Consider the following 14969-nt stretch of genomic DNA (forward strand, 5'->3'; position numbering starts at 1 on the left):
GAGCCGTATGACGCGAAAGTGTCAAGTACGGTTCTTAGGGGAGGGGGATATGGTGACATATGCCTCCTTACCCGACATCCTGGCCATTGTTCACGTCTTTTCCGGCCGACTCTACGGGCTTAGAAAATATAAAACTCAAATCAAGGAAGATCCAAATTTACCCAGAGCCAGCACTAGCCCTGATTTGGAAGACGTGGATGGCAGCAGCGCGATCTTGCTACAATCAGGCGAGATCTCAACCAAAGCAAAATCGTCTAGGTAAGCTCAAGTTGCGTAACAAAATTATGCAATCAGATTTACCGGAGTGGGTGAAAAATACACGATGTCATGTCAGGCAAAATGCTATTTTTGATGCTCACCGAGCAGATTATGCTAGTCGTGACGCCAAGTATCGAAGCATTCGCAATCCTCGCTCTACGGTGAAATTTAATGATTCCAACTTCCGAGATGGGATGTGGTTCAAGTCAAGAGTTAAAGGATTAAAGTTCACTGCTTCTGAACCTATTCCAGTATCTTGTAAATACGCTACTCAGCTAGTTTTGCATCGCGGCAATTGGTTCGCTATTTTCCCCGAAGAATACGACTCAAAACCATCGGGAGCCAACTCCGCAATCGCATTAGCTCCTGGTATTCGGACATTTCTGACAGGCTATGACTCGCCAGAAGTGATTGAAATTGGTAGTGGAGATATCGGAAGAATCACCCGCTTAGGTCAAGATCTTGAGGAGTTAATTGGAAAAATGACTAAAGTTTCTGCCAAGCAAAGAAGAGCGATGAGAAAAGCTGCGGTCAGAATCATCAACAAGATTCAAAATCTTGTTGATGAGCTTCCTAAAAAAGCTGCACATTTTCTAACCACGAATTATCAAGTTGTCTTTCTGCCAACATTTGAAACATCTCAAATGGTCAAACGTGCCAAGGGGAAGATCAATAAGAAGTCAGTACGTCAGATGTTGACATGGGCGCCGGCTCGCTTCAAGCAAATCATCAAACATCAAGCTGATAAAAATGGCTCGATTGTCGTTGATGTATCTGAAGCTTATACGTCTAAGACTTGTGGAAATTGTGGTCACATCCATCGAAAGCTTGGTGGTTCTAAAGTGTTCAAATGTCCTAATTGCCAAACGGTAATTGAACGAGATTTGAACGGCGCACGTAATATATTGTTACGTGCTTTGTCGGATTCGACCTGTTCTGTCAGCAATGACGGGATTGCTATCGTTACATCTCCAGCATTGCACAGCTATGTAGAGAAATGTGAGCGCGTAAATGAATCAGGGGACTAGGAGCTTACACTTTACAAATAGGGATTGAGCCATCCAATCAAGATCGCTCATCGAAAAATTGGGTCTGAAACCCCGTCCTTCGCTCGACGGCTTTATATTAGATTAACACATCTCACAGATTATCTGCTATAATGTAAGGATGACGCAGAAAGCCTTCAAGTACCGATTCTATCCACGTCCTGAGCAAGAAACATTGCTAAGGAGAACGATGGGATGCACTCGTCTAGTTTATAATCGCGCCCTTGCCGCAAGGACAGAGGCTTGGTATGAACGACAAGAACGGGTTGGGTACGCAGAAACTTCAACAATGCTAACCCAGTGGAAAAAACAAGCAGACTTGCAATTTCTTAACGAAGTTAGCTGTGTGCCATTACAGCAAGGATTGAGGCATCTCCAAAAGGCATTTTCTAACTTTTTTGAAGGAAGGACAAAATACCCCAACTTCAAGAAGAAGCATCAAGGCGGCAATGCTGAATTTACGAAGTCTGCTTTCAAGTTCAAAGATGGTCAAGTTTACTTGGCTAAATGTACTGAACCCTTGGACATTCGCTGGAGTAGGGAACTGCCAAAAGGGGCTGAACCTTCTACCATCACAGTAAAGCTATCGCCTTCAGGTCGTTGGACTGTTTCTTTGTTGGTTGATGTGGAAATTGAACAATTACCTAAATCTCCTGACCAGATTGGGGTTGACTTGGGGATTCATAGCCTGGTCGCCTTGAGTACAGGTGAAAAGATAGTTAACCCCAAAAAAATCAAAGCAAAACGCCGCAAGTTACGCAAGGCACAGAAAGCCTTGAGTCGCAAGCAAAAAGGTTCTAATAACCGACACAAAGCTCGAAGCAAGGTCGCTAAAGTTCATGCAGAAATTAGTGATGCTAGAAAAGATTTCATTCACAAGTTAACGACTCGATTGGTGCGCGAAAACCAAACCATTGCCGTTGAGAACTTAGCCGTGAAGAATCCGATCGAGAACCGGAAACTATCCCTTTCTATCAGTGATGCTAGTTGGGGTGAAATAGTCAGGCAACTTGAGTATAAGTGTGGCTGGTATGGTCGGACTTTAATCAAGATTGAACGATGGTTTCCGAGTTCTAAGCGATGTGGCAGTTGTGGTCACATTGTTGAAAAGTTGCCTGTAAATATCCGGGAATGGAGTTGCCCTAAATGTGGCGCTAACCATGACCGAGATGTGAATGCGGCTAGAAACATTTTGGCGGCAGGGCTTGCCGTTTTAGTCTGTGGAGCGAACGTCAGACCAGATAGGCATAAGTCTAATGGCAGTTGCATAGAAGCAGAAAGGTCTAAGAAGTGATTCTTGGAATCACCGTGGCTCAATTCCCGGTGAGGATGTCAACCACAAGCTAAGCATACGGGGGTTAAAACCCCGCGTTGGTTTTCCTCTCAGCACTCTTTGTGACTGAGTTTCCCACAAGAATGAGTGTTTTTTATGACTAACACATCCCAGGGGTTTCGCTCCACATCGCTAGTTGCTGTGAGCACTTTTACTCCGGCTCTCAACAAGATGATTCAGTCGGGTTACGTCAATGGCGACCAACTGAAGCAAGCTCAAATTGAAAGCCGGAAGTCGGGTAAGCGGTTGACGGAGGTATTAGAAGCACTTACCGGGCAGCCGTTGCCGCCAGAATTGCTGCGGCTTTACAAGAAGCAGCAGATGTTTGAACGGAAGATAGTCTACGGGGTGGAAGCGTATGACCCGGAGATGAGCGAAATGTCGAACGAGCAACTCGGAGTTATGCTCGATCGGCTGAAGATTTCGATCGACATTTGTCACCAAGGTCGGTTTTTACCTGTAGCGAAGACTGAAACTGAGCCTGCGGCGGTTTTAGTAGCAATGGTAGATCCCGACAACCTCAACGCCATAGAAGATTTGCGGCGGATTTTACAGCCTCACGGCTTAACTTTGCAGCGACGGGTGATTACGCCAGACGACTATCAGGACATAACTTCGTCCTATCAAGACGACCAAGTTAAGGTAGCAGCCAAAATAGCAGAAGCCGAAAAGCAGAGAAAGCTAGAGCTAGGAGAGGGAGATTTTGGCGAACTCTCGCTGGAAGAGGTGAGTTCCGACCAAGAAGACTTAGCTAACACCATAGACGATGCTGAGGCGGCTCCAGTCATTAAGGCAGTCAACATCATTTTGGCTAAAGCTTTGTCGGAAAAGGTGTCTGACATCCACGTAGAACCTCAAGAAGAGTTCATGCGGATACGGATGCGAAAAGACGGGGTGCTGCAAGAGTATTTCCGGTTTCCGAAACAGGTAGTGCAATCGATTACGGCTCGTTTCAAGATTATTGCCAACCTCGATATTGCCGAACGCCGACAAGCTCAAGATGGCCGTATCCGCCGGGTGTTTGAGGGGCGCACGGTGGATTTCCGGGTGAATAGCTTACCTTCGCGGTACGGCGAAAAAATCGTGCTGCGGATTTTGGACAGTTCGAGCACTCAGTTGGGTTTGGGTTTGTTGATTTCGGATCGAGAAACTCTGGCTTTGGTGCGAGAGACTGCTAGCCGTCCCTTCGGACTGATTTTGGTGACGGGGCCGACGGGTTCGGGTAAGTCAACTTCTCTGTACTCGATTTTGGCGGAACGGAACGATCCGGGGGTTAATATCAGTACGGCGGAAGACCCGATCGAATATGCTTTGCCAGGAATTACCCAATGTCAAGTAATTCGGGAAAAAGACTTAAGTTTTTCCAACCTGCTGCGGGCGTTTTTGCGGCAAGATCCTGACGTGATTCTGGTAGGGGAAACGCGGGACAGGGAAACAGCGAAAACAGCTCTCGAAGCTGCTTTGACGGGACACTTAGTGCTGACCACACTGCACACGAATGACGCGGCTGGGGCGATCGCGCGTTTGGACGAAATGGGCGTAGAACCGTTCATGGTTTCGGCCGCTCTGTTGGGCGTGTTAGCTCAGCGTCTGATGCGGCGCGTTTGCGACAAATGCTGCATTCCTTACCAGCCTACTGCTCAAGAACTCGGTCGCTACGGTCTGTCGGCTTCTCAAGAAATCGATCTGACTGTTAACAAAGCCAACACCATACCGGTGGAGGAAAGGAAGGAACTCGCAGAACGCGAGCAACTTTGTCGGAAGTGCGGTGGCTTGGGCTACAAAGGACGGGTAGGGGTTTACGAATTCCTGAAAAATACTGAGCGCCTGCAAACTCTGATCACTCAAGGTGCTCCCACAGAGCAACTTAAGGAAGCAGCGGTAGAAGAAGGGATGAAAACCTTGTTGGCTTACAGCTTGCAGTTGGTGCGAGAAGGCGCGACTACCTTTGAGGAAGTCGAGCGGGTGACGTTTACTGACTCGGGCCTGGAGGCGGAACTCAAAGCCAAACGCAAACAGGGACTTACTTGCAAAAGTTGTCGCGCGGAATTGAAGCCGGAGATGCTGGATTGTCCTTACTGCTTGACCCCTCGCTTTGTGGATTGATTGGGCAGTTAACAGTTAACAAACAGTCAACTGTTAACTGTTAACTGAGCTAAATTGGTCAATAACTATTAACTCGATCGAGGAGAGCTATCTATGGGTCTGATGATTGAAGACGTACTGGAGTCCCTGGTAGAGCAAGGGGGTTCCGACATACACATCCAAGCAAGCGCGCCTATCTTCTTCCGCGTCAGCGGGAAACTAACTCCTCAGTCGCAATACGGCGACATTCTGTCTGCTGAGGAAGTGCAGATCCTGATTTTCCAAATGCTCAACAATATGCAGCGCAAGCAGTTGGAAATGGAGTGGGAACTAGACTGCGCCTACGGGGTAAAGGGATTGGCTCGATTCCGGGTGAATGTGTACCGTGAACGGGGTGCTTGGGCTGCTTGTATGCGGGCTCTGGCTTCTAAGATTCCTAATGCAGATGCTTTAGGCGTGCCGCAGATTTTGCGAGACTTGACGGAAAGACCCAGGGGTATGCTGTTGGTGACGGGACAAACGGGTTCGGGGAAAACTACGACGATGGCGGCTTTGTTGGATTTGGTCAACCGGACGCGGGCAGAACACATTCTGACGGTTGAAGACCCGATCGAATACGTATTTCCTAATATCAAGAGTTTGTTTCACCAACGCCAAAAGGGCGAAGATACTAAGAGCTTTGCTAATGCGCTGAAAGCAGCCCTGCGGGAAGATCCTGATGTGATTCTGGTGGGGGAAATGCGGGACTTGGAAACGATCGGTCTGGCAATTTCGGCGGCGGAAACGGGTCACATGGTGATGGGAACGCTGCACACTAATTCGGCGGCTGCAACGATCGATCGGATTTTGGACGTGTTCCCGCCAATTCAACAACCCCAGGTTCGCGCTCAGGTGTCTAACTCTTTGGTGGGAATTTGCAGCCAAAATTTGGTGGTGAAAGTTGGGGGCGGCCGCTGCTGCGCTATGGAAATCATGGTGAATACTCCAGCTATGGCTAACTTGATCCGGGAGGGGAAAACTCCAATGATTTACTCCCAAATCCAAATGGGGGCGAAGTTGGGTATGAGGACGATGGAAATGGCCCTCGCTGAACTTTACAAGAGCGGTAAAGTCACTTGGGAATCGGCAATGGCCAAGGCTTCTAAGGCTGACGAACTCGAACGCTTGATCGGCCCGGCACCTGTTGGCGAAAAGCAAAAGACTCATTAATTCAGCAGTCATTAGTCAGGAGTCTGCCAAAAGAACTGATGACTGATGACTGATGACTGATGACAACTAACTTTTAATAAATTTGCAGAGGCAATCTATGGCTACCAACGTAGTCCGTCAAAAACCGAAAGGTGGCTTTGATTTCAGTGCGATTCAGGAGCAAATAGAGTATAACCTTACCAGTCTTACTGTTAAGGATATGGCTATTTTTGCTCGTCAGTTTGCCGCTATGTTTAATGCAGGGGTGGCGATCGTGAGATGCCTTTCCGTGCTGCACGAGCAGTGCTCTAATGCTAAGTTGAAACGAGCGCTCAGGAGCATGAATGCTGACGTGCAGGAGGGGATAAACTTGGCAGAGGCGATGGCGAAGTTTCCTGATGTTTTTGACCAACTGTTTATCAGTATGGTGGCGGCGGGAGAGGTCGGCGGTGTGCTAGATGAAACTCTAGACCGTCTGGCGCTGATGATGGAAAAAAATCACAAGACGGAGGCTGAAATTAATTCGGCGATGTCTTATCCGAAGACTGTTTTCTTTATCGCGATCGTAATTTTTTTCGCAATGACCATATTCTTGCTGCCAACTTTCGCGAAAATCTTTAAGGATATTGGCGCAGATTTGCCTGCTTTTACGGTGTTTATGCTGGGAATTAGCGCGTTTTGTACGGCTTGGCCTCCGATCCAGCAACTGACAGTTATTGGAGTGATTATAGCGCTAAAATTTGCCTTCGATATGTACTACAAAACTCCAATGGGCCACCTGCAAATCGATCGGATTGCGATGAAGTTGCCGATTTTTGGAGATTTGATCGAAAAATCGGCGGTGGCGAGGTTTTGCGTCATCTTTGGCTCGCTGACGCGATCGGGCGTACCCATTCTCAATTCTTTGGAAATTGTGCGAGATGTGGCGGGGAATCAGGCGATATCGAATGCGATCGAATATGCGAGACAGGAAATTCAAAGCGGCGGTATGATCAGTATTGCTTTGCAGGAACAAGCTGTTTTTCCGTCTTTGGCTATTCAAATGATGGCAATTGGTGAGGAAACTGGGGAACTTGACAAGATGCTGATGAAAGTTGGTGCTTTCTACGAAACCGAAGTTGAAGAAGCTGTGAAAGGGCTTACCAGTATGCTAGAACCTCTGATGATTGTTGTCGTCGGTGGTATCGTCGGTTCGATTTTGCTGTCGATGTACCTGCCGATGTTCGCAGTGTTTCAGAAGCTGTAAAAAAGTCAATTGACAGTTGACAGTTGTCAGTTGTCAGTTGACAGTTGTTATTTGACAGTTGTCAGTTGACAGTTGTTATTTGACAGTTGTCATTGGCTTTGTTTGAGTTGTTAATACTGTTCAGTCAGTGATAGGGTCTTGGCTAATCTTTGAATAACCAATGACCAGTTGTTTCCAACTAATGACTAATTGCCAATTGCCAATTACAAATTACAAATTGCCAATTACAAGTTGCCAATAATTAATGACCAATGACCAATGACTATGGACTACTGACCAATGAAAACTGACCAATGAAAACTGACTACTGACTAATTAAGTATTAATTGATTTAAAATGTCTGTCAAACAATCACATTACGAAGCCTTACTAGCAGAGTACAGCGAATTTTCGGCGGCGATCGCCCTGCTGAAAAAATATCGGCTGTATATGGAGATGATTCCGAGTATCCGCCGCGCTAACGAAAGTTTAATTAGCATTCCTTTGCCCATTGCGCGGCTGCGGGAGGGCGTGTCTTATGCCGGAAGCGGGGGGACTAGCATATCGCCCGGCCAGGCAGTTTGTTTGCCCTGCGATTTGGCGATTTTGATGTGCGATCCAGAGTGGAAAGTTAAAATAGGGGTGGAAATTTTGATTTTCATTCATCGCCCGGGCGAGGATTTTTCTGCATTGTTGGGCCGCTGGCGCCAGTCTCAGGTTTGGCTGGATAAGGGTTATGAGTGGGTGATGCCGTACCGCTACAGGCATATTTTCAGCGATGAAGCTGAGGCGGTTCATCCGCTATTTGTTTTGTTTGAGGAAACTAGCGATCGCATTCAGCGCGGTTTGATGGCGGCGGGTTTGCCGTTTGTGGTTGAAAGTTTTGACTCTGCGGTTGAGGAATCAGAGGATGGAGAGTTTCTGGGTGGGGGAGAATTGGGGAGTAGGGGTGAAGAGAGTTATGAGTTGTAGGCTGGTGGTGCGATCGATAAACAGGTCTGTCTTTTAATGGTCATTGGTCATTTTACCCGCTCGCGAAGTCGAAGGGTGGTCATTGGTCATTTTACCCGCTCGCGAAGTCGAAGGGTGGTCATTGGTTTGTTCTATTGTATTAATTCAATTTGATTTTCAGAGATAATTTTTAAAATGAACCGCAGAGAACGCAGAGGAATCAGAGGCGAGAGTAAGAGAAAATTATTAGTTTATTAGATTGGTACAATTTTTTATTAAACAGGAATGATTAGGATGCGGCTGTTAAAATCATGGCGTTTAGTTTTATTAGGTCTCGTTTTTGGGATGGCTGTAATTCTATCCAATTGCAGCACTAATTCAAACACAGTTAACAATAATAATTCTCCAACTGCGACAACTCCTGCTGCGGTTCCAGCGGGGGCTTTAGTCTACGGTGCGGGCGGCCCACCGGTGAATCTGGAACCGGGAAATGTTACTGATGGTAATTCGGTGATTGCGATCGACCAAATCTACAATCGCTTGACTGATTTTAAACCGGGAACCGTAGAACTGGAACCGAGTCTGGCTACTAAATGGTCGAGTTCGACAGATGGCAAAACTTGGACTTTTAAGTTGCGATCCGGGGTGAAGTTTCACGATGGGACGGATTTTGATGCGGATGCTGTCAAGTTTAATGTCGATCGCTGGTGGGATGCCAAAAATCCTCACGGTTATCGAGATTCTGGCAAAAATTATCAGATTTGGAAGGACTTTTTTGCTGGATTTAAGGGCGATAAAGATTCCCTGGTCAAGGATGTGGCGGTTGTTGATAAGTCTACGGTTAGGTTTGTCTTAAATCGGCCTTTTGCGGCCTTTCCGGCGGCGATTGGGTCGGGTTATTTTGGGATCGCGAGTCCGGCGGCGGTGAAAAAAGCGGGGGCTAAATACGGCACTCCGGGGTCGCTGGCGGTGGGTACGGGGCCTTTTGTATTTAAGGAATGGCGATCGGGCGAGCGCATTATCTTAGAGAAAAATCCGAATTATTGGAAAGCGGGAACGCCGAAAGTCAATCAATTGGTACTGCGTTTTGTGGACGATCCGGCGGCGAGACTCGCTCAATTGAGGGCTGGTCAACTTGATTTTAGTGTAGATTTAACGCCGGATCAATTGAAAGAGGTGCAGGCGGATGCTAATTTAGAAGCTGTGGTGCGGCCTTCTTTTAATGTGGGTTATTTAGCCTTAAATCCGAGTTATGCACCTTTGGCTAAATCGGAGGTGCGGCGGGCGATCGCCCAAACAATCAACAAACAAGCTATAGTCAAGGCTTTCTGGGGAGAACTTGGCAAACATGACTCGCAATTTATCCCGCCGTCGCTGAATTGGGCCGAGTCTGACAAAGTTAAAGATTACGAATTTAACCCGCAGCAAGCTAAAGCAATGCTGGCGAAGGCCGGTTATCCTAACGGTTTTGATTTGGATTTGTGGTATATGCCCGTCAGCCGTCCCTATTTTCCCACGCCGAAGCCGATTGCTGAGGCTTTTGCGGCGGATTTGAGCGCGATCGGGATTCGGGTAAAATTGCTGACAAAGGATTGGTCTGCTTATTTAGCCGATCGACTAAAACCTCCCGGATTTCAAGCTTTTATGATGGGTTGGACTGGGGATTATGGCGATCCTGACAATTTTTATTATCCTCACTTCGGGCCTGGTTCGACGGCGGATTTGGGAAATTGGAAAAATCCGAAGGTTTTGGAACTTTTGGATCGAGGGAGGGCGAGTGGGGATAAAGCAGCTAGGGCGAAAATTTATGCGGAAGTTAACGAGATTTTGCATGGGGAGGCTGTGCGTTTGCCGATCGTACATTCGCAGCCGCTTTTAGGGAAACGCAAGAATATTCAAGGTTGGATTCCGAGTCCTTTGGGTTCGGAGTCTTTTGAGGATGTGAGTAAGTCTTAAAAAAGTGATTTTCGTGCTAAATGTACTGCCGATCGCCCTACTATAGAAATTGCCGATCGAGTGTGATAAAATTATGGAAGTACAACCAAGGGAAATTCGCAACTACCTGAGAGCAGATGGAACAGCTCCTTTTGAAGATTGGTATAAGTCGCTCCGGGATACCACAGGCAAAAACAAGATTCGGTTAAGGCTTAAGCGAGTCATGACTGGTAATCTAGGAGATTGTAAGTCTGTCGGAGAAGGAGTTTTTGAACTCAAAATTGACTTTGGCCCTGGGTATCGGCTTTACTTTGGACAAGTCGGGCTGACAATTATAATTCTACTAATAGGCGGAGATAAAAGCACTCAAGAACGAGATATTAGCCAAGCTATTCAATATTGGAGAGATTATGAAAAACGTGAAAGCAGCAACGAGTAGGAGTTACCAAGAATTTCTGATTGAATCCCTGAGAAATGCCCAAGAAGCAGCAGGTTATATCGAGGTGACATTGACAGAAGCAAGCGATGAACCTAAATTGCTTCAGATGGTACTAAAAGATATTGTAGATTCTCGGCTCAAGTTCCACAATTTATCAGAATCAGCTCAACTTCAATGGGAAAAATTCGACAAGATGTTGACAGCAAGTGCAGGTTCGGAAATTTACTGCTTTGTAGAATTGCTGGAAGCGTTAGGATTTAAACTAGCAATTAGTGTCGAAAATAGTGAGTTGCGCGCTGACTCGGAATCAACGAACGAAGATTGGGGAATCAGAACGAGCCCCGGAACCAGCTAATTTATAGCTGATTGTAGCTTTTTATTGCGATCGTACATTCGCAGCCGCTTTTAGGGAAACGCAAGAATATTCAAGGTTGGATTCCGAGTCCTTTGGGTTCGGAGTCTTTTGAGGATGTGAGTAAAAATTGATAAATTAGATCGATACACCTCTCCTCAACCCTCATCGGGAAGAAAAAAGGCTTCCATATTAACCGGGCTGCTGAGTCAGTTTTTTTAGATAAAAGTGAAGTCGGCAGCATTAATTTGACTCGCCGATATCCCGCTCAAAGATACCAAAATTTCTCCTGTTGGGACAAACCGGATGAAAGTTGCACCGTTACTTTCAGTAATAGCTAATTGAGAGAAGGTGATACCGCTAACAAGTTTTAGCAAATCTTTGTCGTCTTCAAAGTCTAAAATAGTATCCGTTCCGACATCAAGTCCTAAGAGGAATCGATCGCTCCCCAAACCTCCAATCAAACAATCATTTCCCAAGCTGCCAAATAGGGTATCATTTCCCTTACCGCCGTAGAGAGTATCATTCCCTTCACCGCCAATGAGACTGTCAAAACCGCGATCGCCAAATAAAACATCCTCACCGTTACCCCCAAGCAAAGTATCATTGCCCTTGCCACCGTAAAGGGTATCATCGCCGTTGCTACCTTCGAGACAATCATTACCTTGATGACCATACATCTGATCGTTACCATCAAGACCGCCGAGGGTATCATTTCCCTGTTTACCACTGATGGTATCGTTGCTGCGATCGCCTGCAAGGATATCGTCGCCATCAGTACCGATAATTGGAGAAGAGTTGGGCTGCGTTGGTGTCGGTGCGGGTGATGGTGTCGGAGTTGATGTCGGAGTGGGCGTTGGGGCGACAGTTGGTGTTGGTGTTGTCGTAGGAGTTGGTGTTGGTGTTGGTGTTGGTGTTGTCGTAGGAGTTGGTGTTGGTGTTGGTGTTGTCGTAGGAGTTGGAGTGACAGATGGCTTTGGTGTTGTTGTGGGAGTAGGTGTCGAGATTAGTATCGGTGTTGGTGTTGTCGTAGGAGTTGGTGTGACTACCTCCGTGATTGTGCCGAGTTTAGCAACCCAAATATCTTCACCCCCTGCATTGGGGCTTCCCAAAGCGCCGTTGGTTTTTCCCGTGAGATAGAGATTGCCAGCGCTATCGAGTGCTAACTTTGAGGGAGAGTCTGAGCCCGCAGTCCCGAATTGCTTTAGCCACAACAGATTGCCATTGTTGTCGTACTTAGTCGCCCAAATATCTCGATCGCCTGCATTGGGGCCTCCCAAAGCGCCGTTGGTTCCTCCCATGAGGTAGAGATTGCCAGCACTATCAACTGCTAAGTCTGAGAGGAATATTGTTGCTCGGTTGTCAAAGTCAGCAGCCCCCAATTGCTTTAGCCATAACTGATTGCCATTGCTGTCATACTTGGCTGCCCGGGTTTTAAACTCTGGTGGATAGCCTTGTGAAAAGTTATAGCTTGTGCCCGTCAGGTAGACATTGCCACTGTTGTCCACTTTTATGCCATCGGAGATGTCGCGGTTCTCAGAATTGACACCCTTCAACCACAACTGGTTGCCGCTGTCGTCATACTTGGCTACCCAGGCGCTTTTGGGGCCTCCAGCATCACCTGAAGTTGTATAGCCACTTGTTCCTGTCAGGTAGACATTGCCGACGCTATCGACAGCTATGCCTGAGGGATCGTCATTAAAGTTTCCGAAGGCGAACTGCTTGAGCCACAACTGGCTGCCAGTGCTGTCATACTTAGCTACCCAAGCGTCGCCTTGGTCGAAACCAAGCGGTGAAACCGTAGCAATGCTTCCTGTCAGGTAAACATTGCCAGCACTATCCACTGTCACTTCGCTGACAGAGTTATTAGTGCCATTCCCTAACTGCTTGAGGAACAATTGACTGCCACTGCTGTCATATTTGGCTACCCAGGGATTTGTACTTGGATTGGTGCCACCCAAAAAAGGGAGATAGGTGTGTCCTGTCAGATAGACATTGCCTGCACTGTCAAGTGCTGCACTCTTGAAGCGATCGTAGTTGGGTGTACCGAATTACTTGAGCCAATCAAAGTCAGGCGCTGGTTTTCCAATAGTTAGTGTGGTTTCAGGGATTGTACCTGCAACGGCACCTGCGATCGCGCGTGCTGATATTATTGAGGAAGGCATAATAAACCTCACAAATTAATTTATGTCACAAAATGCGTAGATTCCGGTTAAATGTGCGATGGCTCGTTTTTGTCTGGTGCGATCGCCTGCAAGATTTACCCCAAAATAAAATAAATCTTACACCAGCCTAAGTTCTGCGTAAGTATGTGCGTAAGTATGTCGCTCTTGATAAAAATTTCTTTTCTTTAGTTCCCATACTTTACATAAATTTACTTTTGTTGATTGCTGAAAAAACTTCACTAAACTGATGTTTCAATATATTGTTAAACGTTTACTGGGAATATTGCCAGTCCTGTTGGGAATCACACTGCTGGTATTTATGTTTTTGCATTTGATACCCGGAGATCCGGCGACTGTGCTTTTGGGAGAACGCGGAACTCCCGAACAGGTGGAAATTTTGAGGGCGAGGTTGGGCTTGAATCAGCCTTTACCTTGGCAATATTTGGCTTTTTTAAGTAGTTTGATTCGATTCGATTTAGGAAATAGTATTATCAGCGGAATTCCGATTGTTGATGAAATTATCACTCGCTGGCCTGCTACTTTGGAACTGTCGGCGGCGGCGATGTTTGTGGCACTTTTAATCGGAATTCCGGCGGGAATTTTGGCTGCTGTTCGGAAAAATAGCTGGCTGGACAATCTGACGATGAGCGGTTCTTTGATTGGGGTCTCTTTACCAGTCTATTGGTTGGGATTGATGTTGATTTATTTGTTTGCTGTTTATCTGAAATGGCTGCCTCCTAGCGGGCGAATTAGTGTAGATTTGGGGTTTGGTTTTAAGTCGATTACGGGTGTTTATGTTGTGGATTCTTTGCTGAGGTGGGATTTGGCGGCTTTGGGAGATGCGATCGCCCATCTCATACTCCCAGCCTTAACTTTAGGAACAATCCCCTTGGCGATTATCGCTCGAATTACTCGTGCTGCAATGCTGGAAGTGCTGGCGCAAGATTACATCCGCACGGCGCGGGCTAAGGGATTGCCGGAATTTTGGGTGATTTTGAGACACGCTTTGAAAAATGCGTTTTTGCCGATCGTCACAACTATAGGTTTGCAGTTCGGCACGCTTTTGGGCGGGGCAATTTTGACTGAAACAATTTTCTCGTGGCCGGGAATTGGTTCCTGGATTTACAGCGGTATCCTGACGCGGGATTACCCAATTGTCCAAGGAGGAGTAATCTTTGTTGCTGTGACTTTTGTACTGATCAATCTGGCTGTTGATATTTCCTATGCTTTTTTTGATCCGAGAATTCAGTACCGTTAATTAGAAGGGAACTTCTACAGAAAATGCTTGTTTAACATCCGGCTGTAGCAGGTAGTAAATGCTAGCGATGGCAAAACCCAGAGATAGAAAATTGACTGCTGCACCTGCGCTACCTAACATTTTGGCAATTTGCGTGACGACGGCGATGACATGGATAATTAATGTTCCAGTCCAAGCCCATTTTTTTAGTTGAAACAAACCCCATGCTAAGACTAGGGAAACAATTCCGATAATTATAGCGATCGCCGAAAAAATTGCAATGAAGCCGCCGATGACAGTGCCAACTTTTGCGCCGAATCCAACCGCGCCGAGACCGCCCAAAACGCCTGCAAAAAGTAAGATGAACAAGCCGTCAAGCAGACTGAAGATGCCACTAATTAACTGTAAGATTGCCAGAACTGTAACGCTTTGAGGACGATTCATGTTGGGGCTTTTCCATTTTCAACGGATTTGCAAAATATTTTAACCTGTTGCGGGGACAGGCTAGAGATATATTCAGGACTTGGGTACCGCGATCGACAAACGGGTTTATGAGAGTCAGCGTCTTCGTACTGTGTCGTTACGAGGCGCGCACTGTGCGATCGCCCTACAAGACAAGCCACGACGTAGTGGAAGCCGATCGCCCGCTGGCCCATCCCGCTTCCCCAGAGAGTCAGTTTGGGGCGATCGAAGCTTGGGCCCACCTCTTGAGGCTGAAAAAACTTAACATTTTTTAATAAGTTGCAAAGATTAGC

The 14969-nt window shown here is 46.8% G+C and carries 13 protein-coding genes and 1 pseudogene; 12 read left to right on the forward strand and 2 right to left on the reverse strand.

All coding sequences use genetic code 11. The annotated features are described in order from the left end of the window. The 10 genes and pseudogenes from QUB64_RS29835 to QUB64_RS29880 form a co-directional block, all read left to right on the forward strand. Window positions 1–187, forward strand: a pseudogene (locus QUB64_RS29835) (hypothetical protein); the annotation flags it as partial. 10 nt (window positions 188–197) lie between these two features. After that, window positions 198–1286, forward strand: a complete 1089-nt coding sequence (locus QUB64_RS29840) for an RNA-guided endonuclease InsQ/TnpB family protein (RefSeq protein WP_333277470.1) — start codon at window positions 198–200, stop codon at window positions 1284–1286. 139 nt (window positions 1287–1425) lie between these two features. Beyond that, window positions 1426–2598, forward strand: coding sequence for an RNA-guided endonuclease InsQ/TnpB family protein (locus tag QUB64_RS29845; RefSeq protein ID WP_333277472.1), 1173 nt, complete (start codon window positions 1426–1428; stop codon window positions 2596–2598). Window positions 2599–2733: 135 nt separating this feature from the next. Next, window positions 2734–4743, forward strand: coding sequence for a GspE/PulE family protein (locus tag QUB64_RS29850; RefSeq protein ID WP_333277474.1), 2010 nt, complete (start codon window positions 2734–2736; stop codon window positions 4741–4743). A gap of 93 nt (window positions 4744–4836) precedes the next feature. Beyond that, window positions 4837–5931 carry a type IV pilus twitching motility protein PilT gene (locus QUB64_RS29855; RefSeq protein ID WP_333277476.1) on the forward strand — a complete coding sequence of 365 codons (1095 nt, stop codon included), beginning with the start codon at window positions 4837–4839 and terminating at the stop codon, window positions 5929–5931. 97 nt (window positions 5932–6028) lie between these two features. Then, complete coding sequence (locus tag QUB64_RS29860) at window positions 6029–7156, forward strand: type II secretion system F family protein (protein ID WP_333277478.1); 1128 nt, start codon at window positions 6029–6031, stop codon at window positions 7154–7156. 336 nt (window positions 7157–7492) lie between these two features. After that, a complete protein-coding gene (locus tag QUB64_RS29865; protein ID WP_333277480.1) occupies window positions 7493–8107 on the forward strand; it encodes a hypothetical protein in 615 nt (204 codons plus the stop codon). A 324-nt stretch (window positions 8108–8431) separates the two neighbouring features. Beyond that, on the forward strand, window positions 8432–10042 hold the full coding sequence (locus tag QUB64_RS29870; protein WP_333277482.1) for an ABC transporter substrate-binding protein: 1611 nt from the start codon (window positions 8432–8434) through the stop codon (window positions 10040–10042). Between the two features lie 73 nt (window positions 10043–10115). Next, the gene (locus QUB64_RS29875; RefSeq protein WP_333277484.1) at window positions 10116–10460 is read left to right on the forward strand and encodes a type II toxin-antitoxin system RelE/ParE family toxin; all 345 of its coding nucleotides are present in this window, start codon (window positions 10116–10118) and stop codon (window positions 10458–10460) included. Next, window positions 10432–10815, forward strand: a complete 384-nt coding sequence (locus tag QUB64_RS29880; RefSeq protein WP_333277486.1) for a helix-turn-helix domain-containing transcriptional regulator — start codon at window positions 10432–10434, stop codon at window positions 10813–10815. The genes QUB64_RS29875 and QUB64_RS29880 overlap by 29 nt, the downstream gene beginning before the upstream one ends. A gap of 215 nt (window positions 10816–11030) precedes the next feature. Here QUB64_RS29880 and QUB64_RS29885 read toward each other — a convergent pair whose 3' ends face one another. Next, on the reverse strand, window positions 11031–12773 hold the full coding sequence (locus QUB64_RS29885; protein ID WP_333277488.1) for an SBBP repeat-containing protein: 1743 nt from the start codon (window positions 12771–12773) through the stop codon (window positions 11031–11033). Between the two features lie 451 nt (window positions 12774–13224). Between QUB64_RS29885 and QUB64_RS29890 the strand changes: the two genes are divergently transcribed. Continuing rightward, a complete protein-coding gene (locus QUB64_RS29890; RefSeq protein WP_333277489.1) occupies window positions 13225–14235 on the forward strand; it encodes an ABC transporter permease in 1011 nt (336 codons plus the stop codon). On the opposite strand, the gene QUB64_RS29895 is transcribed toward QUB64_RS29890, so the two are convergent. Next, window positions 14236–14658, reverse strand: a complete 423-nt coding sequence (locus tag QUB64_RS29895) for a hypothetical protein (protein ID WP_333277492.1) — start codon at window positions 14656–14658, stop codon at window positions 14236–14238. Window positions 14659–14765: 107 nt separating this feature from the next. On the opposite strand from QUB64_RS29895, the gene QUB64_RS29900 reads away from it, so the two are divergent. Continuing rightward, window positions 14766–14951, forward strand: coding sequence for a hypothetical protein (locus QUB64_RS29900; RefSeq protein ID WP_333277494.1), 186 nt, complete (start codon window positions 14766–14768; stop codon window positions 14949–14951). Window positions 14952–14969 lie beyond the last annotated feature (18 nt).

It is taken from the genome of Microcoleus sp. Aus8_D2 (genome assembly GCF_036702665.1).
Taxonomy (GTDB): Bacteria; Cyanobacteriota; Cyanobacteriia; order Cyanobacteriales; family Microcoleaceae; genus Microcoleus.